24 protein-coding genes are annotated in these 19,939 nt (G+C 50.7%); 13 read left to right on the top strand and 11 right to left on the bottom strand.

Annotated elements, in window-relative coordinates:
- Positions 1–19 precede the first annotated feature (19 nt).
- The 5 genes from ACJHWR_RS01435 (at position 20) to rnd (ending at position 6,390) form a co-directional block, all read left to right on the top strand.
- Positions 20–1,930 (top strand): ATP-dependent DNA helicase, encoded by a 1,911-nt coding sequence (locus ACJHWR_RS01435; protein ID WP_000128832.1) that lies wholly within the window; start codon positions 20–22, stop codon positions 1,928–1,930.
- Between the two features lie 57 nt (positions 1,931–1,987).
- Positions 1,988–2,683, top strand: coding sequence for a tRNA (adenosine(37)-N6)-threonylcarbamoyltransferase complex dimerization subunit type 1 TsaB (gene tsaB, locus ACJHWR_RS01430; protein ID WP_001220959.1), 696 nt, complete (start codon positions 1,988–1,990; stop codon positions 2,681–2,683).
- Between the two features lie 38 nt (positions 2,684–2,721).
- Positions 2,722–3,303 (top strand): Slp family lipoprotein YeaY, encoded by a 582-nt coding sequence (gene yeaY, locus ACJHWR_RS01425; protein ID WP_000290555.1) that lies wholly within the window; start codon positions 2,722–2,724, stop codon positions 3,301–3,303.
- 204 nt (positions 3,304–3,507) lie between these two features.
- Entirely contained in the window at positions 3,508–5,193 is a 1,686-nt protein-coding gene (gene fadD / locus ACJHWR_RS01420; RefSeq protein ID WP_000758422.1) for a long-chain-fatty-acid--CoA ligase FadD, read from the top strand.
- A gap of 81 nt (positions 5,194–5,274) precedes the next feature.
- Positions 5,275–6,390, top strand: a complete 1,116-nt coding sequence (gene rnd, locus ACJHWR_RS01415) for a ribonuclease D (RefSeq protein ID WP_001306170.1) — start codon at positions 5,275–5,277, stop codon at positions 6,388–6,390.
- A gap of 46 nt (positions 6,391–6,436) precedes the next feature.
- Here rnd and yeaX read toward each other — a convergent pair whose 3' ends face one another.
- From yeaX to dmlA, 4 genes are all read right to left on the bottom strand, one after another.
- Positions 6,437–7,402: a carnitine monooxygenase reductase subunit YeaX gene (yeaX, locus tag ACJHWR_RS01410; RefSeq protein WP_001286987.1), complete on the bottom strand. Its 966-nt coding sequence runs from the start codon at positions 7,400–7,402 to the stop codon at positions 6,437–6,439.
- 55 nt (positions 7,403–7,457) lie between these two features.
- The gene (yeaW, locus tag ACJHWR_RS01405) at positions 7,458–8,582 is read right to left on the bottom strand and encodes a carnitine monooxygenase, oxygenase subunit YeaW (RefSeq protein ID WP_000067834.1); all 1,125 of its coding nucleotides are present in this window, start codon (positions 8,580–8,582) and stop codon (positions 7,458–7,460) included.
- A gap of 31 nt (positions 8,583–8,613) precedes the next feature.
- Positions 8,614–10,224, bottom strand: coding sequence for a BCCT family transporter YeaV (yeaV, locus tag ACJHWR_RS01400; RefSeq protein WP_000987528.1), 1,611 nt, complete (start codon positions 10,222–10,224; stop codon positions 8,614–8,616).
- Between the two features lie 250 nt (positions 10,225–10,474).
- On the bottom strand, positions 10,475–11,560 hold the full coding sequence (dmlA, locus tag ACJHWR_RS01395) for a multifunctional D-malate/3-isopropylmalate/tartarate dehydrogenase (protein ID WP_000978305.1): 1,086 nt from the start codon (positions 11,558–11,560) through the stop codon (positions 10,475–10,477).
- Positions 11,561–11,662: 102 nt separating this feature from the next.
- Between dmlA and dmlR the strand changes: the two genes are divergently transcribed.
- The 5 genes from dmlR (at position 11,663) to ACJHWR_RS01370 (ending at position 14,465) form a co-directional block, all read left to right on the top strand.
- On the top strand, positions 11,663–12,586 hold the full coding sequence (gene dmlR / locus ACJHWR_RS01390) for a DNA-binding transcriptional regulator DmlR (protein ID WP_001061578.1): 924 nt from the start codon (positions 11,663–11,665) through the stop codon (positions 12,584–12,586).
- A gap of 126 nt (positions 12,587–12,712) precedes the next feature.
- The gene (gene leuE, locus ACJHWR_RS01385; RefSeq protein ID WP_000457202.1) at positions 12,713–13,351 is read left to right on the top strand and encodes a leucine efflux protein LeuE; all 639 of its coding nucleotides are present in this window, start codon (positions 12,713–12,715) and stop codon (positions 13,349–13,351) included.
- Positions 13,352–13,523: 172 nt separating this feature from the next.
- Positions 13,524–13,883 (top strand): DUF1971 domain-containing protein YeaR, encoded by a 360-nt coding sequence (gene yeaR / locus ACJHWR_RS01380; RefSeq protein WP_000939322.1) that lies wholly within the window; start codon positions 13,524–13,526, stop codon positions 13,881–13,883.
- Between the two features lie 3 nt (positions 13,884–13,886).
- On the top strand, positions 13,887–14,069 hold the full coding sequence (locus ACJHWR_RS01375) for a DUF1869 domain-containing protein (protein ID WP_000513737.1): 183 nt from the start codon (positions 13,887–13,889) through the stop codon (positions 14,067–14,069).
- Positions 14,070–14,216: 147 nt separating this feature from the next.
- A complete protein-coding gene (locus tag ACJHWR_RS01370; RefSeq protein ID WP_000512153.1) occupies positions 14,217–14,465 on the top strand; it encodes a GlsB/YeaQ/YmgE family stress response membrane protein in 249 nt (82 codons plus the stop codon).
- 58 nt (positions 14,466–14,523) lie between these two features.
- Here the strand turns inward: ACJHWR_RS01370 and yoaJ are convergent, their stop codons facing one another.
- From yoaJ to dgcP, 3 genes are read right to left on the bottom strand one after another with little or no spacing between them, the layout of a single operon-like run.
- A complete protein-coding gene (yoaJ, locus tag ACJHWR_RS01365) occupies positions 14,524–14,598 on the bottom strand; it encodes a protein YoaJ (RefSeq protein WP_001386836.1) in 75 nt (24 codons plus the stop codon).
- A gap of 2 nt (positions 14,599–14,600) precedes the next feature.
- A complete protein-coding gene (locus ACJHWR_RS01360) occupies positions 14,601–14,699 on the bottom strand; it encodes a YoaK family small membrane protein (RefSeq protein ID WP_001219350.1) in 99 nt (32 codons plus the stop codon).
- A 32-nt stretch (positions 14,700–14,731) separates the two neighbouring features.
- Positions 14,732–15,757, bottom strand: a complete 1,026-nt coding sequence (gene dgcP / locus ACJHWR_RS01355) for a diguanylate cyclase DgcP (protein WP_012311583.1) — start codon at positions 15,755–15,757, stop codon at positions 14,732–14,734.
- Positions 15,758–15,939: 182 nt separating this feature from the next.
- Here dgcP and yoaF point away from each other — a divergent pair, with 182 nt between their 5' ends.
- Positions 15,940–16,194, top strand: coding sequence for a DUF333 domain-containing lipoprotein YoaF (yoaF, locus tag ACJHWR_RS01350; protein ID WP_000691937.1), 255 nt, complete (start codon positions 15,940–15,942; stop codon positions 16,192–16,194).
- A 21-nt stretch (positions 16,195–16,215) separates the two neighbouring features.
- Here the strand turns inward: yoaF and ACJHWR_RS01345 are convergent, their stop codons facing one another.
- On the bottom strand, positions 16,216–16,563 hold the full coding sequence (locus tag ACJHWR_RS01345) for a DUF488 domain-containing protein (RefSeq protein WP_001317878.1): 348 nt from the start codon (positions 16,561–16,563) through the stop codon (positions 16,216–16,218).
- Between the two features lie 54 nt (positions 16,564–16,617).
- Positions 16,618–17,799, bottom strand: coding sequence for a 2-nitroimidazole transporter (gene nimT / locus ACJHWR_RS01340; RefSeq protein ID WP_000128502.1), 1,182 nt, complete (start codon positions 17,797–17,799; stop codon positions 16,618–16,620).
- A 96-nt stretch (positions 17,800–17,895) separates the two neighbouring features.
- Between nimT and nimR the strand changes: the two genes are divergently transcribed.
- On the top strand, positions 17,896–18,717 hold the full coding sequence (gene nimR, locus ACJHWR_RS01335) for a DNA-binding transcriptional regulator NimR (RefSeq protein ID WP_000972263.1): 822 nt from the start codon (positions 17,896–17,898) through the stop codon (positions 18,715–18,717).
- Here the strand turns inward: nimR and ACJHWR_RS01330 are convergent.
- Positions 18,674–19,120, bottom strand: coding sequence for a DUF441 domain-containing protein (locus ACJHWR_RS01330; protein ID WP_000460707.1), 447 nt, complete (start codon positions 19,118–19,120; stop codon positions 18,674–18,676). The two genes, nimR and ACJHWR_RS01330, sit on opposite strands and share 44 nt — an antisense overlap.
- 169 nt (positions 19,121–19,289) lie before the next feature.
- On the opposite strand from ACJHWR_RS01330, the gene yoaI reads away from it, so the two are divergent.
- Positions 19,290–19,394, top strand: a complete 105-nt coding sequence (gene yoaI, locus ACJHWR_RS01325; protein ID WP_000999628.1) for a small membrane protein YoaI — start codon at positions 19,290–19,292, stop codon at positions 19,392–19,394.
- On the opposite strand, the gene yeaK is transcribed toward yoaI, so the two are convergent.
- Positions 19,395–19,898 (bottom strand): mischarged aminoacyl-tRNA deacylase, encoded by a 504-nt coding sequence (yeaK, locus tag ACJHWR_RS01320; RefSeq protein WP_000138051.1) that lies wholly within the window; start codon positions 19,896–19,898, stop codon positions 19,395–19,397. It abuts the gene before it with no gap.
- Positions 19,899–19,939: the final 41 nt, after the last annotated feature.

Here is a 19,939-nt window from a genome sequence, read left to right as displayed (position 1 = left end):
CAAATCAACAGGGGGTAGTGTGACGGACGATTTTGCACCAGACGGTCAGCTGGCGAAAGCGATACCAGGCTTTAAGCCGCGAGAACCACAGCGACAGATGGCGGTAGCCGTCACCCAGGCGATAGAAAAAGGCCAGCCGCTGGTGGTGGAAGCCGGAACCGGTACGGGCAAAACCTACGCTTACCTGGCCCCTGCGCTGCGGGCGAAAAAGAAAGTCATTATCTCGACCGGTTCAAAAGCGTTGCAGGATCAGCTCTACAGCCGCGATTTGCCAACGGTCTCAAAGGCATTGAAATACACGGGCAACCTGGCGTTGCTGAAAGGGCGCTCAAACTACCTCTGCCTCGAACGTCTCGAACAGCAGGCGCTGGCGGGGGGCGATCTGCCGGTACAAATCTTAAGCGATGTGATCCTGCTGCGCTCCTGGTCTAATCAAACAGTCGATGGTGATATCAGCACCTGCGTCAGCGTGGCGGAAGATTCACAGGCGTGGCCGCTGGTCACCAGCACCAACGATAACTGCCTTGGCAGCGACTGCCCGATGTATAAAGATTGCTTTGTGGTCAAAGCACGCAAAAAAGCGATGGACGCCGATGTGGTGGTGGTAAACCATCATCTCTTTCTGGCGGATATGGTGGTGAAAGAGAGTGGATTTGGCGAACTGATCCCGGAAGCTGACGTCATGATCTTCGACGAAGCCCACCAACTGCCCGACATTGCCAGCCAGTATTTTGGTCAGTCACTCTCCAGTCGACAACTGCTCGACCTGGCAAAAGACATCACCATCGCCTACCGCACCGAATTAAAAGACACCCAGCAGTTACAAAAGTGCGCCGACCGCCTTGCCCAGAGCGCGCAGGATTTTCGTCTGCAACTCGGTGAGCCTGGTTATCGTGGCAACCTGCGCGAACTGTTAGCTAATCCGCAAATTCAACGGGCGTTTTTACTGCTCGATGACACCCTGGAACTTTGTTATGACGTGGCGAAACTGTCGCTGGGGCGTTCCGCTTTGCTGGATGCGGCATTTGAGCGCGCCACGTTGTATCGCACGCGGCTGAAACGGCTAAAAGAGATCAATCAGCCGGGCTACAGCTACTGGTACGAATGCACTTCGCGCCATTTTACTCTGGCACTCACGCCGCTCAGCGTGGCGGATAAATTCAAAGAGTTAATGGCGCAAAAACCCGGTAGCTGGATCTTTACCTCAGCAACGCTGTCGGTGAACGACGATCTGCATCATTTCACCTCGCGGCTTGGCATCGAACAGGCGGAGTCGTTGCTGTTACCCAGCCCGTTTGATTACAGCCGCCAGGCGTTACTCTGTGTGCCGCGCAACCTGCCGCAAACCAATCAACCGGGCTCCGCACGGCAACTGGCGGCAATGTTGCGACCGATCATCGAAGCTAACAACGGTCGTTGTTTTATGCTTTGTACCTCGCACGCCATGATGCGCGATCTGGCTGAGCAGTTCCGCGCTACCATGACGCTTCCCGTTTTGTTGCAGGGGGAAACCAGCAAAGGGCAACTGTTGCAGCAATTTGTCAGCGCCGGTAACGCGCTTCTTGTGGCAACCAGCAGCTTCTGGGAAGGGGTGGATGTGCGTGGCGATACATTGTCATTGGTGATTATCGACAAGTTGCCGTTTACCTCACCGGATGATCCACTATTAAAAGCGCGCATGGAAGATTGCCGTTTGCGTGGTGGTGACCCGTTCGATGAAGTACAACTACCGGATGCGGTGATTACTCTCAAGCAGGGAGTAGGGCGACTGATTCGCGACGCCGACGATCGCGGGGTTTTGGTGATTTGTGACAATCGGCTGGTGATGCGCCCTTACGGCGCGACGTTTCTCGCCAGTCTGCCGCCCGCGCCGCGCACCCGTGACATTGCCCGTGCGGTTCGCTTCCTTGCGATACCATCCTCCAGGTAATTTGTTACGGAGTATGGTATGATGCGCGCCTTTTTATTGATCTAAGCACGAAGACCCATGCGAATTCTGGCTATCGATACCGCGACAGAGGCCTGCTCTGTCGCCCTGTGGAACGACGGTACTGTCAACGCTCATTTTGAGCTTTGCCCTCGTGAACATACTCAACGAATTTTACCGATGGTGCAGGATATCCTGACCACCAGCGGAACTTCCCTGACTGACATAAATGCTCTGGCATACGGGCGCGGCCCCGGTAGCTTTACCGGCGTGCGCATTGGTATTGGTATTGCGCAGGGGCTGGCGCTTGGCGCGGATCTGCCCATGATTGGCGTTTCCACGCTCATGACCATGGCGCAAGGGGCGTGGCGCAAAAACGGCGCAACCCGCGTGCTGGCAGCCATTGACGCGCGAATGGGGGAAGTTTACTGGGCCGAATATCAGCGCGATGAAAACGGCGTCTGGCACGGCGAAGAAACAGAAGCCGTACTGAAACCAGGACTCGTTCATGAACGGTTGCAACAGCTTTCCGGCGAATGGGTAACCGTGGGTACGGGCTGGCAAGCCTGGCCGGATCTCGGTAAAGAGAGCGGGTTGGCCCTGCGCGATGGCGATGTGTTACTGCCTGCCGCCGAAGATATGCTGCCGATTGCGTGTCAGATGTTTGCCGAGGGTAAAACGGTGGCGGTGGAACATGCCGAACCGGTTTATTTACGTAACAACGTCGCATGGAAGAAACTTCCGGGCAAAGAATGAATCTTAAGAGTATGCCCTGAGAAAAAAGGAGTCGCATCATGGCGGTTCAAAAGAAAGTTATCAAAGGCATACTGGCAGGTACGTTTGCGCTAATGCTCAGCGGTTGTGTTACTGTGCCGGACGCCATTAAAGGCAGCAGTCCCACGCCGCAACAAGATTTAGTTCGGGTGATGAGTGCGCCGCAGCTGTACGTTGGTCAGGAGGCACGCTTTGGTGGCAAAGTGGTTGCGGTACAAAACCAGCAAGGGAAAACCCGCCTGGAAATTGCCACCGTACCACTGGACAGCGGAGCCAGACCGACGCTGGGAGAACCTTCTCGCGGTCGCATTTATGCCGATGTGAATGGTTTTCTTGATCCGGTCGATTTCCGTGGGCAGCTGGTGACAGTTGTCGGGCCAATCACCGGTACGGTTGACGGAAAAATCGGCAACACGCCCTATAAATTTATGGTGATGCAGGCAACAGGTTACAAACGTTGGCATTTAACCCAGCAGGTGATTATGCCGCCTCAGCCGATTGATCCATGGTTTTATGGCGGTCGTGGCTGGCCCTATGGCTACGGTGGATGGGGCTGGTATAATCCCGGCCCCGCGAGAGTACAAACTGTTGTAACTGAATAATTGCTTGTTTTTAAAGAAAAAGAAACAGCGGCTGGTCCGCTGTTTCTGCATTCTTACGGTAAAGATAAAAATAAATAGTGACGCGCTTCGCAACCTTTTCGTTGGGTAATTATCAAGCTGGTATGATGAGTTAATATTATGTTAACGGCATGTATATCATTTGGGGTTGCGATGACGACGAACACGCATTTTAGAGGTGAAGAATTGAAGAAGGTTTGGCTTAACCGTTATCCCGCGGACGTTCCGACGGAGATCAACCCTGACCGTTATCAATCTCTGGTAGATATGTTTGAGCAGTCGGTCGCGCGCTACGCCGATCAACCCGCGTTTGTGAATATGGGGGAGGTGATGACCTTCCGCAAACTGGAAGAACGCAGTCGCGCGTTTGCCGCTTATTTGCAACAAGGGTTGGGACTGAAGAAAGGCGATCGCGTTGCGTTGATGATGCCTAATTTATTGCAATATCCGGTGGCGCTGTTTGGCATTTTGCGTGCCGGGATGATTGTCGTAAACGTTAACCCGTTGTATACCCCGCGTGAACTTGAGCATCAGCTTAACGATAGCGGCGCATCGGCGATTGTTATCGTGTCTAACTTTGCCCACACTCTGGAAAAAGTGGTTGATAAAACCGCCGTTCAGCACGTAATTCTGACCCGTATGGGCGATCAGCTATCTACGGCAAAAGGCACGGTAGTCAATTTCGTTGTTAAATACATCAAGCGTCTGGTGCCGAAATACCATCTGCCAGATGCCATTTCATTTCGTAGCGCCCTGCACAACGGCTACCGGATGCAGTACGTCAAACCCGAACTGGTGCCGGAAGATTTAGCTTTCCTGCAATACACCGGCGGTACCACTGGTGTGGCGAAAGGCGCGATGCTGACTCACCGCAATATGCTGGCGAACCTGGAACAGGTTAACGCGACCTATGGTCCGCTGTTGCATCCGGGCAAAGAGCTGGTGGTGACGGCGCTGCCGCTGTATCACATTTTTGCACTGACCATTAACTGCCTGCTGTTTATCGAACTGGGGGGGCAGAACCTGCTTATCACTAACCCGCGCGATATTCCAGGGTTGGTAAAAGAGTTAGCGAAATATCCGTTTACCGCTATCACTGGCGTTAACACCTTGTTCAATGCGTTGCTGAACAATAAAGAGTTCCAGCAGCTGGATTTCTCCAGTCTGCATCTTTCCGCAGGCGGAGGGATGCCTGTTCAGCAAGTGGTGGCAGAACGTTGGGTGAAACTGACTGGACAGTATCTGCTGGAAGGTTATGGCCTGACCGAGTGTGCGCCGCTGGTGAGCGTTAACCCGTATGATATTGATTATCATAGTGGTAGCATCGGTTTGCCGGTGCCGTCGACGGAAGCCAAACTGGTGGATGATGATGATAATGAAGTACCACCTGGTCAACCAGGTGAGCTTTGTGTCAAAGGACCGCAGGTGATGCTGGGTTACTGGCAGCGTCCGGATGCTACCGATGAAATCATCAAAAATGGCTGGTTACACACCGGCGACATCGCGGTGATGGATGAAGAAGGATTCCTGCGCATTGTCGATCGTAAAAAAGACATGATTCTGGTTTCCGGTTTTAACGTCTATCCCAACGAGATTGAAGATGTCGTCATGCAGCATCCTGGCGTACAGGAAGTCGCGGCTGTTGGCGTACCTTCCGGCTCTAGTGGTGAAGCGGTGAAAATCTTCGTTGTGAAAAAAGATCCATCGCTTACCGAAGAGTCACTGGTGACTTTTTGCCGCCGTCAGCTCACGGGCTACAAAGTACCGAAGCTGGTGGAGTTTCGTGATGAGTTACCGAAATCTAACGTCGGAAAAATTTTGCGACGAGAATTACGTGACGAAGCGCGCGGCAAAGTGGACAATAAAGCCTGAGCGTTAAGTCAGTCGTCAGACGCCGGTTAATCCGGCGTTTTTTTTGACGCCCACTAAAGAGAATACAATTTGAATTACCAAATGATTACCACGGACGATGCGCTGGCTTCTTTGTGTGAAGCCGTCCGTGCCTTTCCGGCGATAGCCCTGGATACTGAATTTGTTCGTACGCGCACCTATTACCCGCAGCTAGGTCTAATTCAACTTTTTGATGGTGAGCATCTGGCGCTAATTGATCCTCTCGGGATCTCCGACTGGTCACCACTGAAAGCGATCCTGCGCGATCCGTCCATCACAAAATTTCTCCATGCGGGCAGTGAAGATCTGGAAGTGTTCCTCAATGTCTTTGGCGAATTACCACAACCCCTGATTGACACGCAAATCCTTGCTGCCTTCTGCGGACGCCCGATGTCATGGGGTTTTGCTTCCATGGTGGAAGAGTATTCCGGCGTTACGCTGGACAAGAGTGAATCGCGCACCGACTGGCTGGCCAGACCGCTGACCGAACGTCAGTGTGAATACGCAGCGGCGGATGTCTGGTATTTGTTACCGATCACCGCCAAGCTTATGGTAGAAACGGAGGCCTCCGGCTGGCTACCTGCGGCGCTGGATGAATGCCGCCTGATGCAAATGCGTCGTCAGGAAGTCGTTGCGCCGGAAGATGCCTGGCGTGATATCACCAATGCCTGGCAGTTACGCACACGCCAACTGGCCTGTCTGCAACTGTTAGCCGATTGGCGACTGCGCAAGGCGCGGGAGCGCGATCTGGCAGTGAACTTTGTCGTGCGTGAAGAGCATTTGTGGTCTGTAGCGCGTTATATGCCGGGAAGTTTAGGCGAACTGGACAGCCTGGGTTTATCCGGTAGCGAAATCCGCTTTCACGGTAAAACGCTGCTGGCGCTGGTGGAAAAAGCGCAGACATTGCCGGAAGAGGCCTTACCGCAGCCGATGCTTAACCTGATGGACATGCCGGGTTATCGTAAAGCGTTTAAAGCGATTAAGTCGCTGATTACTGACGTGAGCGAAACGCACAAGATCAGCGCCGAATTGCTGGCATCGCGTCGGCAAATCAACCAACTGCTGAACTGGCACTGGAAACTGAAACCGCAGAACAATTTGCCGGAGCTGATTTCCGGCTGGCGTGGTGAGCTGATGGCGGAAGCATTACACAATTTATTGCAGGAATATCCGCAGTAAAATCTTCCGAAGCCGGACTGAGCGCGCTCAGTCCGGCTTCGGCAAACTACAAATCCAACACCAGGCGTTTACCCTTCGCGCGCGAACAACAGATCAACATACTTTGCTGGCTGGCACGCTCTTCATCGCTAAAATACTGATCCCGATGGTCAGCTTCACCTTCCAGTATTGCCGTTTCGCAGGTTCCGCATACCCCTTCACGACATAAACATTCCACTTTCGCTGCTTTATTATTTTCAATAACCTGCAAAATAGTCATCTCTTCCGGCACCACAAACTCTTTACCGGAACGGGCAAGCACCAGGGTAAATGCATCGCCGGTTTTGTCTTCAATCGCAAATTGTTCAAAGTGCATCGTATCGACGGCGATGTCCAGACGCGCAGCTTCACTTCTTACCGCCTCATTTAGCGCCTCGGGGCCACAGGTATAAACATGTGTGCCAGGTTCGATATCCGTCAATAATCGCGCTAATTCCAGTCGTGTTCCGGTTGATGAGTGATGAAAATGAACTTTCTCAGCCTGCGGATGCTGGACTAGCTCATCACGAAATGCGCAACTTTCTGGATTTCGTGAGCAGTAATGTAACTGCCAGTCGACGTCGCTGTATTGCATCTCTGCCAGGTGCGACAGGAAAGGGGTGATACCAATGCCTCCCGCGATAAACAGATGCTTTCTGGCCGAGGGAATTAGCGCAAACAGGTTATTAGGCGTTGAAATCGTTAACCGATCGCCCACTTTTACCTGCTGATGCAAAAAGCGGGAACCGCCGCGCGAGTTTTCCTCCAGCCGAACGGCAATCTGATAACAAGAGGTGTCATGCGGCGAACTCAGTAGTGAATACGCATTGCTGTACTCGTTATCACCATCGCTCATCTGCACAATGACGTGACTTCCTCCGGTAAACGCAGGTAATGGTTTGCCATCGGTTGCCACCAGCGTGAAGCGTTTCACCTGTTCGGTAAGCGGTTCAATTTGGTTCACCTGTACTTCAAACATTTGATAGTCTGACATTGCTGTACTCCATCAAAAATCAGCCCAGCGGCGGAAAATACCGCCGCTGATGTCATTAGTCCTTAAACACCTGCGCCAGCAGATTATGGAAATGGGCGATACCATGTTCGGAAATTCCGCTACCGCTACTGTCGGCCATGATGCGCCCCTGACCACGATAGCCACGCGATTTCAGCCCTTTCTGTACGCTTTCAACCAGACGTAAATCTTCCGGACGGAACACATCGCGATACCACTCAATCAGCGATTTTTGCTCGTCGGTTAACTCTTCATTGGTGAAGTAAATATCGTAGTTTTGCAGGGTAGTTTCAGAATCCACTGGGAATTCATAAATGGCCGTCATCATCCCTTTGATTGGGGTGACGTTCAGCATCGTGCACGGCCACAGCCAGAAACCGTGGAATGCCGCATCCGTGCCCTCTTCGAATTTGAAAGACTGTTCGGACGGTTTGGCGAAACCGTATTGCAGCGTCCAGTTACCGTGCATGGTGTGCCAGTAACGATCAACCTGTACGGAGTCGGAGAAACCTGGATGCGCCGGACCACAGTGATAGCACTCGAGATAGTTATCGACAATGTTCTTCCAGTTGGCAGGCGTGCGGGTGGTAAAGCGGGCCGCCAGTTTCAGGTCGTGGACTTCCGGGCAGGCTTCCAGCACTTTCGCCCCCAGACCGGGTAACTGATCTTCTACGCTGGTGGCGTTAGGGTCCATGTTGATGAAGACGAATCCGGCATATTCTTCCAGACGCACCGGAACCAGTTGCGCTTTGTCGCTATCGAAATTGGCGACGTTTTCGCAGTTACGTGCATGGGCCAGGTTGCCATCGAGTTTGAATGCCCATGCGTGATATGGGCAGGTAATCACATTTTTCGCTTTTCCTTCACCGCTCAACAACTGATGACCACGGTGCGGACACACGTTATAGAACGCGCGCAAAACCTTATCACGACCGCGTACCAGCACAATGCTTTCGCCAATGATCTCACGCGTCACATAATCATTGGCATTCGCCAGTTCGCTGCTGTGAGCGACGCAAATCCAGCTTTTGGCGAAGACGCTCTCTTTTTCGTGTTCAAAGGCGTTCTGATCGGTATAAAAACGGGCAGGAATGGTCCACGCCTCTTGCGGGTTAGCGCAAAAATTTTCGGGTAGTACAAAGTCAGGGCTCAGATTGCTCATAGGGATACCTTTATCGTTAGGATGATGGCGCTCAGTTGTCGCCTTTGAATACGGTTCCCGCAGGGAGCACTGGTGTTTTTTCCAGGGCTTCAACCGGTGTCTGCGGGAGATAATATTCAACTTGATGAGCCGGAATGTCGGCGTAATCCTGTTTCAGCCAGCGAATAAATCCGCCGACTTTCACCAGTAAAATGACGAGGAACGGAAGGGCTGTGAGTACGACGGTGGTTTTCATCGTTTCCAGCGACGCGCCAGTGAAAAGAATTGAAAGCGGGATCAGGGTAATTACCACGCACCAGAAAAGACGCAGCCCACGGTCAGGATCGTCACCTTCCTGGAGATTACGCGTACTGGTCGCCGCCATGGTGTAGGCCACTGCATCCATATGCGAGGCAAGGAAAATAATCATCACGCCCAGGTATGCGGCGAGGAACAATTTACCGGCTGGCAACGACATCAGAACTTGCTGCACAGCTGTCTCGCCGCCCAGTGTTTCCAGCACCTGTGGGACGTTGATTACGCCATTGATAAACTGGTGAATGGCATAGCTTTCCATTACGCCGAAGAAGAACCAGCAACCGACGGTGCTGCCGAGGATCAGTCCCCAGATAACTTCTTTAATCTTACGACCGCGGGAAACGCGGGTGACAAACATTGCTACGCCAGGGGTGTATGAGATCCACCACAGCCAGTAGAAAACGGTCCAGTTGCGGGTAAATGAACCATCGCCAAGCGGATCGGTGAATAAGCTCATTTGCAGGAAGTTTTGCGTGGTCAGGCCGATGGCATTGATGATGCTGTTGGTAATAAATTCGGTTGGGCCGACAATGAGCACCAGTAATGGCAGCAGGAACGCGCCCCAGCCAACCATTTTGCTCAGACGTTGCAAACCGTTGTTGATACCAATCCATGAGCTTAGGCAAAAAATGCCGCCGGAAAGCAGGATCACAAATGCCTGCACGGTGAAATTATCGGGTAAACCGGTCAGCGCGGAAAGCCCACGGGTAAAGGTTGCTGCGGTGACAACAAGGGAAATGGTCAGTGCGCCGACAGTGGCGATCAGGAACATCAAATCGACCAGTTTTCCCCACGGGCCTTGCGGGCGAACGCCGGTAATCGCGGCAATAATGCCGGAAAGACTCAGACCTTTGTTTTTCCGCACATGAAAGTGATAAGCCATGATTAATGAGGCCAGCGTATAAGTTGCCCAGGCGCTGATGCCCCAGTGGAAGAAGGAGTAAGGGACGCTAAATTCGAGTGCCTGTTGTGAACGCGGTGCGATATTTAATCCAGGTGTTTGATAATAATAGGCCCATTCAGCAACCCCCCAATAAAGCGTAGAAGAACCTAAACCGGCACAAATAAACATAAACAGCCAGGAGAGCGTGCTGTATTCCGGTTTTCCTTCGCCAAGACGAATATTGCCGTATTTACTGGTGGCTAAATAAATCACCAGTCCCATTGCCAGCAAAACCAATACCTGTACGGCGGAACCTAACGTACGCGTAACAAAAGTGTATATAGCGTTGGCCGCGTCGGCCGATTGTTGTGGGAAAAGGCTTAATGCAGCTGCGATGAAAAGAATGGCCACCAGACTGATGCTTATCAGCGGCACATCTTTTTTCTTAACATTGCTCATCATGAGTCATCTCCTGGGCATAAAAGCCCGTCTCTGGCTTTTGCCAGTTGTAATTATTTGCAGGGTAATGAGTTGTATGTCGTGATTAACAAATTGATTATTTGCATGTTACATAAATTAAACAATTAAGAATACGGAAAGCCATAAAACACGAAACGGAAACAATAAAAGGTGAAATGACGCAGGTTATTTACTGCAAAGAACGAATAAAAAAACCGCGTCAGTGACGCGGTTCAAATAAACTGGTTTGACCTTAACGCAAAATAATTTTGCAAATCGCGTCGGCAACCTGTGGCGTGGTGGCATTGCCTTTCATATCAGGTGTTTTCGGCCCGTGAGCAATCACTTCTTCAATCGCGGCCAGAATACCGTTATGCGCTTGCTGGAAACGCTCATCGCCATTGCCGAGAAAATCGAGCATCATTGCACCGGCCCAAATTGTGGCGATAGGGTTAGCAATGTTTTTCCCGTAGATATCCGGCGCGGAACCGTGGACTGGCTCGAAGAGCGACGGGAAAGTGCGTTCCGGATTCAGGTTGGCGGATGGGGCAATGCCAATGGTGCCGGTGCAGGCCGGGCCAAGATCGGAAAGGATATCGCCAAACAAATTGGACGCCACCACCACATCGAAGCGTTCCGGCTGCATCACAAAACGCGCGCAGAGAATATCAATATGCTGCTTGTCCCAGCAGATCTCCGGGTAATTCTCGGCCATTGCTTCCACTCGCTCATCCCAGTACGGCATGCTGATGGCTAAACCGTTCGATTTAGTTGCAGAAGTTAGCGTCTTACGTGGGCGGCTTTGTGCAAGTTCAAAGGCATAACGCAAAATGCGATCGACACCACGACGCGTAAATACCGATTCCTGAATGACGACTTCATGCTCTGTACCTTCATTCACTCTACCGCCGAGCGAGGAATATTCTCCTTCGGTGTTTTCCCTGACCACGTAAAAATCGATGTCGCCAGGCTGTTTTCCCGCCAGCGGGCAGGGAACGCCAGGAAAGAGACGAACCGGGCGCAGGTTGACGTACTGGTCGAACTCACGACGAAATTTCAGCAGCGAACCCCACAACGAAATATGGTCCGGAACGGTATCCGGCCAGCCGACGGCACCAAAATAGATGGCGTCGAAACGGCTAAGTTGCTCATGCCAGTCGTCCGGCATCATTTTACCGTGATGGCTGTAATACTCGCAGCTCGCCCACTCCATTTGCTCAAAACTCAAGGCGAAGCCCCAGCGCTCAGCGGCAGCCTTTAACACGCGAATCCCTTCAGGAAGGACTTCTTTGCCAATCCCGTCTCCCGGGATCGCAGCAATACGGATCGTTTTCATCATTGGGTTCTCACTTCCTGACCATCAAAATTGACAACATCACCATCCTATAATTGACTGAAAAGGAATTAATCCCTGTAACTGGTGAAACATAAAACACGAATCATGAATAATTTACCGCTGCTGAACGATTTGCGCGTCTTTATGCTGGTGGCTCGCCGGGCTGGTTTTGCCGCCGTGGCAGAAGAATTGGGCGTTTCTCCGGCGTTCGTCAGCAAGCGCATCGCCTTGCTGGAGCAAACGCTAAACGTGGTGTTGTTACACCGCACCACCCGCCGCGTCACCATTACCGAAGAAGGAGAGCGGATTTATGAATGGGCGCAGCGGATTTTGCAGGATGTCGGTCAGATGATGGACGAACTTTCTGACGTGCGTCAGGTGCCACAGGGGATGCTGCGTATTATCAGCAGCTTTGGTTTTGGACGACAGGTGGTGGCTCCGGCGTTATCAGCGCTGGCGAAGGCGTATCCGCAACTGGAATTACGTTTTGATGTGGAAGACCGGTTGGTCGATTTGGTCAATGAAGGTGTCGATCTCGATATTCGCATTGGCGATGATATCGCCCCTAATTTAATCGCCCGCAAACTGGCGACCAATTATCGCATTCTCTGCGCGTCACCGGAATTTATTGCGCAACATGGCGCGCCGAAACATTTAACCGATCTTTCTGCATTGCCGTGCCTGGTCATTAAAGAGCGCGATCATCCTTTTGGTGTCTGGCAATTACGCAATAAAGAAGGCCACCATGCGATTAAAGTTACCGGCCCACTGTCGTCTAATCATGGAGAAATTGTCCATCAGTGGTGTCTCGATGGGCAGGGGATTGCTCTGCGCTCCTGGTGGGATGTTAGCGAAAACATTGCCAGTGGTCATTTAGTGCAAGTGCTACCGGAATATTACCAGCCAGCGAACGTCTGGGCCGTTTATGTTTCAAGGCTGGCGACGTCAGCGAAAGTGCGGATAACGGTAGAATTTTTACGCCAGTATTTTGCCGAGCACTACCCGAATTTTTCACTGGAGCATGCCTGATTAATGATTCAATTATCGCGTTGATATCGGGTTAAAACCTGATTTTCTCCTTTCTAAGCAGCTACAGATTGGTTAGCATATTCACCTTTAATCGCGCATGATCGAAAGATAATTAAAGAGGTTAATGTGTTCGCTGAATACGGGGTTCTGAATTACTGGACCTATCTGGTTGGGGCCATTTTTATTGTGTTGGTGCCAGGGCCAAATACCCTGTTTGTACTCAAAAATAGCGTCAGTAGCGGTATGAAAGGCGGTTATCTTGCGGCCTGTGGTGTATTTATTGGCGATGCGGTATTGATGTTTCTGGCATGGGCTGGAGTGGCGACATTAATTAAGACCACCCCGATATTATTCAACATTGTACGTTATCTTGGTGCGTTTTATTTGCTCTATCTGGGGAGTAAAATTCTCTACGCGACCCTGAAGGGTAAAAATAACGAGGCCAAATCCGATGAGCCTCAATACGGTGCCATTTTTAAACGCGCGTTAATTTTGAGCCTGACTAATCCGAAAGCCATTTTGTTCTATGTGTCGTTTTTCGTACAGTTTATCGATGTTAATGCCCCACATACGGGAATTTCATTCTTTATTCTGGCGACGACGCTGGAACTGGTGAGTTTCTGCTATTTGAGCTTCCTGATTATTTCTGGTGCTTTTGTCACACAGTACATACGTACCAAAAAGAAACTGGCTAAAGTGGGCAACTCACTGATTGGTTTGATGTTCGTGGGTTTCGCCGCCCGACTGGCGACGCTGCAATCCTGATGCTTTCAGCCCGCGTTGTCGCGGGCTTCCCATCTGTAATCCTCCCTGATTTTTCTCTGATACGGTGCTAAATAGTAACCAATAAATGGTATTTAAAATGCAAATTATCAGGCGTACCCTGAAACGGCTGAAATAAACCGTTTTCAGCGCATTCACCGAAGGAGGGAAAAGGATGCTGCAAATCCCACAGAATTATATTCATACGCGCTCAACGCCTTTCTGGAATAAACAAACTGCGCCTGCCGGAATATTCGAACGTCATCTTGATAAAGGAACGCGCCCGGGGGTTTACCCACGCCTTTCCGTTATGCATGGGGCGGTCAAATATCTCGGCTACGCTGATGAACACAGTACAGAGCCTGATCAAGTGATCCTTATCGAAGCGGGGCAGTTTGCGGTGTTCCCTCCAGAAAAGTGGCACAACATTGAAGCCATGACTGACGATACTTATTTCAACATTGACTTCTTCGTTGCCCCTGAAGTCCTGATGGAAGGTGCGCAACAACGGAAAGTCATTCATAACGGGAAATGAATCATGGGCAAAGCAACGTATACCGTGACCGTCACCAATAACAGCAATGGCGTTTCTGTCGATTATGAAACAGAGACGCCGATGACTTTGCTGGTGCCAGAAGTGGCGGCTGAAGTGATAAAAGATCTGGTGAATACCGTGCGTTCTTATGACACGGAAAACGAACATGATGTTTGTGGTTGGTAATTATCACTGATCGTTGATGGCGCAATTTCTGCGCCATCGCAAAAAAATCCTCCGTGATGCTCGTCACAAATCTTGCCCTCCCGATGTTGTGCTATGCTTTTTATCAGCGACTAACCCGCTAATGCAAAACAGATAAGTGAGGAAACAATGGGCATTCTGTCATGGATTATTTTTGGGCTTATTGCCGGTATTCTGGCGAAGTGGATCATGCCAGGTAAAGATGGTGGTGGATTCTTTATGACTATCCTGCTGGGGATAGTCGGTGCCGTAGTCGGCGGATGGATCAGCACGCTGTTTGGCTTTGGTAAAGTCGATGGCTTCAATTTTGGCAGCTTCGTGGTTGCCGTTATTGGCGCGATTGTCGTGCTGTTTATCTACAGAAAGATTAAAAGTTAACGCGTAAATTGCACAAAGGCTGCACACAGGCAGCCTTTGCTATTTTCTAGATGTGACGTTACCACCATCCCAGCTCAGTGCCGAGTACGACAATAATCGCCACACCCATCATAATAATCGTTGTTTTTTTCATCTTTATGCTCCCGGGGCAGCATAGCCGCCAATAAAAAACCATGCTAAAAATACGACCGCTGTAATAAAGATTACAACCGGAAAAATAATACCGATTCGCATGTTATCACCAATCAAAAGGATGTGAATACGCCTCAGGAATGTAGCGCTGGATGCGCGACAAAAGGTGTTTTCTGTTTGTGTTTTTTCTCCTGATACATCGCGATATCGGCAGCATGCAGGGCACTGTCTGCATCGGTCGTTTCAGGATCGACTTCTACTATGCCAAGACTGGCACCGGGATAATACAAATCAACATCACCTAAGTGATATTCTCCACGTATTTGCTGTTGAATACGTTCTCGCAGCGACGAAATATCCGTATTCTCGTTGTTCAGTGAAACAACCAAAAACTCATCACCGCCGAGACGACCAATAACTTCGCCATTTTGCTGGAGCGTATTAAGGCGCTCGCCAACCTGAATGAGAAACAGATCGCCACTATTATGACCAAAACGATCGTTGATTAATTTGAAGTTATCCAGGTCGATAAACGCGATCATTATCTTATGGTTAAGATGCCGGGCGAGAGAAAACAGCGTCGTCAGATTTTCAAAAATCGCCCGCCGATTCGGTAGCCCGGTTAACGAGTCGGTATACGATTGCGCTATCAGTGCGGCATTGGCTTCGCGCAGCTGTTCTACCAGCGCCTCTTTTTGAATATATTGTGCAATCAGTCCGGCGAATAACTGCAAAACCTGTTCCGCGCGTTCACTCCACTGGCGCTTCTCACTGCTGGCGGCGCAAAGCGTGCCATAGAATGATCCATCCGGTAAGTGAATTGGCGTGCTCAGAAATGTGGTGATGCCAAGATTGCGTGCCGCAATACAGTCGCCCCAACGGTCGGGGACTTCATCGCTGAAAAAGCAGTTTTCATCAATGGCGCGTTTGCATAACGAATAATCCCACGAGACGGTAAAATTCTCCGGGATGTGCATTTTCTGGCTGTTACGGGCAAACATTATATGCTGCAGGCGCGCTTCGACATCCACTTTGGTCAGGTAGGTTGATTCCATATCAGTGACCATTTCCAGCATCTCCAGAAGCTGTCGGACCAGGCTTTCCAGTGACTGTTCTTTGGCAAGGGATTGCGAGACGCGGGCGATAATCTGATCTGACACGAAACAACTCCAGGATACGGCGGGTAAATGCTGATTATTTAATCTTTGCAGGCATGATAAAACATCATCAACAAAGATGAAACAAGGCGTAATATGATTTGAGTGAATGTAATAAAAATAGTGCTGCAAAACAAAACGATACCGCGATACTCTAAGCCTGGATAAATATGTGAGATCAATAAATGAAAATTATCAGTTTTGTTCTGCCTTGCTTGCTGGTTCTGGCTGGTTGTTCAACCTCTTCTCAGCCAGAAGCACCTAAACCGCCGCAGATTGGTATGGCAAATCCGGCGTCGGTCTATTGCCAGCAGAAGGGCGGGACGCTCATTCCAGTGCAGACAGCGCAAGGGGTCAGCAACAATTGCAAATTACCGGGCGGTGAAACGATTGATGAATGGGCATTGTGGCGACGGGATCATCCGGCTGGTGAAAAATAACCGCCGGATGCTGTACTAAAATCATAAGCTACGTAGCCAGTCGGCCAGCACCAGCGCATGGTTCTGCGTGGTGTTTTTTGCTGAGTAGAGCAGGGTCAGCGGCTGTTTTTTGGCGATGTTTGCCAGCCGCTTTCCTTCTTGCTCGTGTTGCGCCAGTTCTGCAAGATATTGCTCGCGAAAGGTTGCAAAATCGACGACTTCGCCGTGAAAGGCTTTGCGCAGTTCCGTTGACGGCGTGATTTCTTTATCCCACTCATCAAGGGCTAAATCGGTTTTTTTGATACCGCGCGGCCAGAGGCGGTCGACCAGTACGCGATAACCATCGCTCTGTTCAGCCGGATCATAAACGCGTTTGCACTGAATATTCATCGTGTTTGTTCTCCCTTTCACGCATGATTTGTCACGTCACTATAGCACCGGATATTAGCGAATTTCTTTGTCTCTCCCGGCGCAAAGTCCGAAAATCGCCATCAGTAGTGAAAGTATTGCAACACCCATCAGTGGTACGGACCAGTCACCGTTAGCATCGTGTATTTTACCCATCAGCGGCGGCCCACAGGCTGCCAGCAAATACCCGACGGATTGTGCCATCCCCGAGAGTGCCGCCGCCTGATGCGCAGAACTTGCCCGCAGACCAATGAACGTCAACCCCAGTATCATTGTTGCGCCGGAACCAAAACCGAAAAGCAGAGTCCAGGTGATCGCGTGTGCTGGCATAAAGCAGAGCCCAACCGCGCCCACTGCGCACATCAAGGCAACGAACGCTGCAATACCACGCTGATCTTTCACATGATGTAAGAAAAGTGGGATCAGCAAACCGGGAGCTGCTGTGGCTAGTTGCAGCAAACCATGCAGTGAACCCGCCTGTGCTTCGCTATAGCCGTGACTGATGAGGATCGCCGGAAGCCAGCCAATAATCACGTAATAGACGAGTGAGTTGATCCCAAGAAACAATGTTACCTGCCAGGCAAGCGGCGAACGCCAGATACCCCGAGTATGTAAGGCGCGTGAGGTACTCAAATTTGCATGTTGTTGACTTCGCCACTGTGGCAGCCATAAAAAAAGAGCCAGCAGAGGAAAACACATCAGCATGAGCAACGCGCCTCGCCAGCCAAAACCGTTCAAAGCCAGCGGCACTACCATAGCCGATCCCAGTGCCGCCGCAGCTCCCATTGTCAGGGAATATGCGCCGGTAAGTCTGGCGACGGAATGAGGGAAATCGCGTTTAATTAATCCTGGCAGTAAGACATTACCTAATGCAATCCCACCGCCAATGACCGCTGTACCGCCAAATAATAAGTAAGGCGAAGGGAGAGAGCGAATTGCGATACCTGCACAGATCAAAAGTAACGCGGCAAACAGGCTACGTTCCATACCAAAACGTCGCGCCACCGGGGCGGCCAAAGGTGAGATTAGCGCAAAGGCCAATAATGGCAGGGTGGTCAATAAGCCGGTTTGCGCTGTCGTCAGCGAGTAAGCGGAACGAATCGTATCCAGTAACGGTGCTGCGCCGGTAAAGGTGACGCGTAATGTTGTGGCAATCATCAGAATACCAGCGATAAGGACAATCCTGTTTTTGCCGCTTAATGAAGTTGAACAGGTCATATGCTTCTCATTGTTACAAACGAGGCTGTACCTTACCGTTTTTATTGTTATGTTGAATCAAGCTAAAATGACAAATTATCGCTAAATTCGGACAAAATGATGCACAGGTTGAATCTCAATGGCTATGAACCCGACCGACACCATGAGGCCGCGGTCGCATTTTGTATTCACGCCGGAACGGATGAGTTAACCAGTCCTGTACATCAGCACCGCAAAGGGCAGTTGATACTGGCGCTACATGGTGCAATTACCTGTACGGTGGAAAATGCTTTGTGGATGGTGCCGCCACAATATGCGGTTTGGATACCGGGCGGGGTGAAACATAGCAATCAAGTGACAGCTAACGCTGAACTCTGTTTTCTGTTTATCGAGCCCAGCGCAGTGACAATGCCGACAACATGTTGCACATTGAAAATATCGCCCTTATGCCGGGAATTAATTTTAACCCTGGCAAACAGGACGACGACTCAGCGTGCTGAGCCGATGACCCGCAGATTAATTCAGGTCCTGTTTGATGAACTCCCTCAGCAGCCACAACAACAGCTGCACCTGCCCGTTTCTTCTCATCCTAAAATCCGCACGATGGTGGAGATGATGGCGAAAGAGCCCGTCGAGTGGGGCTCATTGGGGCAATGGGCTGGCTTTTTTGCGATGAGTGAACGCAATCTTGCCCGGCTGATAGTGAAAGAGACGGGGTTGAGTTTTCGCCAGTGGCGTCAGCAGTTACAGCTGATTATGGCGCTTCAGGGATTAGTGAAAGGCGATACTGTACAGAAAGTTGCTCATACGCTGGGGTATGATTCAACAACGGCCTTTATTACTATGTTTAAGAAAGGCCTGGGGCAAACGCCAGGCCGATATATTGCGGGATTAACTACTGTTTCCCCACAATCAGCGAAACCAGACCCGCGGCAATAAGCGGGCCAACCGGTACGCCGCGAAACAGCGCCACGCCTAAAACAGTGCCCACCAGCAGCCCGGCGACCAGTTGCGGCTGGCTGCCCATTAACGTCACGCCGCGCCCCCCCAGCCAGGAGACAATAACGCCGACTGCAATTGCCACCAGCGATTTCCAGTTCAGAAATGAGTGAATCAGGGTTGAGGGCGGTAGCGTCCCGCTGGCGATGGGAGCCATAACGCCAATCGTCAGAATGATTATCCCGATACTTAGCCCCTGTTTTTCAATCCACGGGAAAAAGGTGCTTAACGGTGTGACGCGGACAATGATCAACACCAGAATTGAAACGGCGACAGTGGTGTTATGACTGATAAAGCCCAGCGCAGCTAACCCGAGCAGGATCAGCAAAGTGACATCAAACATCGTGGTTTCCTTGCCAAAAAATAATAAGCCTGCTTACTTTACGCTTGCTGCAGGCAGGAAGTAGAAAATCTTTACGTTTTTTGCATAAAAAATCAGACGAACTGTCATCAAACTGCCATTTGTGTACGTTAACAATAACGTGAAAACAGCTATCTCCCGGGGGCATACTATGAACGATCAAATGTTCGTCGAGACACTGATTATCACGTCATCGTTTTTTGCCATTGCTGCTGTGCTGGTTTTGTCCGTTCTGCTTATTGAACGGACAGGCTAGTTACGCAGTGCGGCGGAAATTGACCAGTTCTGGTTGCGCAATACGCAAATAATCCGCGGTTTTCAAAATAACGGATTTATCCAGCATGCCTGCATTGAAGGCGATTTCATCAAATCGTTCGAAGAGTAGGGGGTCGGCAACCAGTTTGAGTTTTGGATGGAAGCTGAAAGGGGGGATCGCGCCGAAGACACAGCCTGTGAGTTCATCGACTTCCGCTGGGCTGGCCAACGAAGCGCGTAATCCGCCTATATGGCTGGCGAGTTGGCTCAGATCGGCCTGTTGATCGGCAGCGAGGATCGCCAGAACATGTTGATTTACGCCATTGCCTTTGACTTTACATACCAGTGCCTTAGCCCCCTGGCCTAAAGCGGTGCCACGAATTTCTGACACCGCTTCACATTTACCTACCGCTTCATGGGTAACGACGCGGAAGTTAGCACCTTCTTGCGATAATAAAGCGATTAACCGCTGATGCGTCACGCTTCCTTTAGCCATTTCAGTCATTTCATGCTCCTGAGATTACAAGCAAACAACTACAGAAGGTT

The sequence above is a fragment of the Escherichia sp. WS568 genome, assembly GCF_046486085.1.
GTDB classification, from domain to species: Bacteria; Pseudomonadota; Gammaproteobacteria; order Enterobacterales; family Enterobacteriaceae; genus Escherichia; species Escherichia coli.
This window is presented reverse-complemented; position numbering and strand designations above follow the sequence as displayed.

Coding starts and splice junctions, on each gene's coding strand:
- ACJHWR_RS01370 (WP_000512153.1), top strand. CDS start 14,217: ATGGGCATTCTGTCATGGATTATTTTTGGGCTTATTGCCGGTATTCTG.
- rnd (WP_001306170.1), top strand. CDS start 5,275: ATGATTACCACGGACGATGCGCTGGCTTCTTTGTGTGAAGCCGTCCGT.
- yeaK (WP_000138051.1), bottom strand. CDS start 19,898: ATGACTGAAATGGCTAAAGGAAGCGTGACGCATCAGCGGTTAATCGCT.
- ACJHWR_RS01345 (WP_001317878.1), bottom strand. CDS start 16,563: ATGAATATTCAGTGCAAACGCGTTTATGATCCGGCTGAACAGAGCGAT.
- tsaB (WP_001220959.1), top strand. CDS start 1,988: ATGCGAATTCTGGCTATCGATACCGCGACAGAGGCCTGCTCTGTCGCC.
- yeaW (WP_000067834.1), bottom strand. CDS start 8,582: ATGAGCAATCTGAGCCCTGACTTTGTACTACCCGAAAATTTTTGCGCT.
- nimR (WP_000972263.1), top strand. CDS start 17,896: ATGATGCACAGGTTGAATCTCAATGGCTATGAACCCGACCGACACCAT.
- yeaY (WP_000290555.1), top strand. CDS start 2,722: ATGGCGGTTCAAAAGAAAGTTATCAAAGGCATACTGGCAGGTACGTTT.
- ACJHWR_RS01360 (WP_001219350.1), bottom strand. CDS start 14,699: ATGCGAATCGGTATTATTTTTCCGGTTGTAATCTTTATTACAGCGGTC.
- ACJHWR_RS01330 (WP_000460707.1), bottom strand. CDS start 19,120: ATGTTTGATGTCACTTTGCTGATCCTGCTCGGGTTAGCTGCGCTGGGC.
- dmlA (WP_000978305.1), bottom strand. CDS start 11,560: ATGATGAAAACGATCCGTATTGCTGCGATCCCGGGAGACGGGATTGGC.
- yeaV (WP_000987528.1), bottom strand. CDS start 10,224: ATGATGAGCAATGTTAAGAAAAAAGATGTGCCGCTGATAAGCATCAGT.
- nimT (WP_000128502.1), bottom strand. CDS start 17,799: ATGACCTGTTCAACTTCATTAAGCGGCAAAAACAGGATTGTCCTTATC.
- yeaR (WP_000939322.1), top strand. CDS start 13,524: ATGCTGCAAATCCCACAGAATTATATTCATACGCGCTCAACGCCTTTC.
- yoaF (WP_000691937.1), top strand. CDS start 15,940: ATGAAAATTATCAGTTTTGTTCTGCCTTGCTTGCTGGTTCTGGCTGGT.
- yeaX (WP_001286987.1), bottom strand. CDS start 7,402: ATGTCAGACTATCAAATGTTTGAAGTACAGGTGAACCAAATTGAACCG.
- yoaI (WP_000999628.1), top strand. CDS start 19,290: ATGAACGATCAAATGTTCGTCGAGACACTGATTATCACGTCATCGTTT.
- dmlR (WP_001061578.1), top strand. CDS start 11,663: ATGAATAATTTACCGCTGCTGAACGATTTGCGCGTCTTTATGCTGGTG.
- ACJHWR_RS01375 (WP_000513737.1), top strand. CDS start 13,887: ATGGGCAAAGCAACGTATACCGTGACCGTCACCAATAACAGCAATGGC.